A 580-nucleotide genomic window follows, 5' to 3' on the forward strand; every position below is an offset into this window, starting at 1 on the left:
CTACAACCAACTTGCAGGCGCTAGCCGAGCACGGTGCGCAGCCCGTCGATCCCGGTGAAGTGGTGGCCGTGCATGCCGACCAGTTCGGCGGCCCGCACGTTCTCCAGCCGGTCGTCGACGAACAGGATGTCCTCGCCGTTCAGGCGGTCGCGGCACCATTCGAAGGCGGCGCGATCCGGCTTGGCGTGGCCGATGCGGCACGAGAACGCGCGTACCTCGAACAGGTTCAGCCACTCGTAGGTGCGTTCGAAGTTCCGGGCGTGGTCCTCGGGGATGTTGGACAGCAGGGCGATCCGCCGGCCGGTCCGGTGCAGTTCGTGCAGGTAGGCGACCATCTCGTAGTCGACCCGGCTCCAGCTCGCGACGTCCTGCTCGACCAGCGGCGGGTGCCCGACGAGCCGCCAGTACTCCTGCGCCGTGACGTCGCCGCGGTCGTAGGCGGGGCGGTGCGTCCAGTAGGCGTCCCAGAACTCCGGCTCGACGCTCATCGTGTCCATCACCTCGCGCGACTGGTCGCGCGCGATCACCCCGAACATGTCGAACAGCACGATCATGCGGTCACCACCGGCACGCCCGCGGC

1 protein-coding gene is annotated in these 580 nt (G+C 68.6%); it reads right to left on the reverse strand.

All coding sequences use genetic code 11. From position 1 onward, the window contains the following. Positions 1–20: 20 nt before the first annotated feature. The coding region (locus B0F77_RS45245) for an HAD-IA family hydrolase (RefSeq protein WP_211294364.1) at positions 21–580 on the reverse strand (560 nt) is incomplete at its 5' end.

The organism is Lentzea kentuckyensis (assembly GCF_002150765.1).
GTDB lineage: Bacteria > Actinomycetota > Actinomycetes > Mycobacteriales > Pseudonocardiaceae > Lentzea > Lentzea kentuckyensis.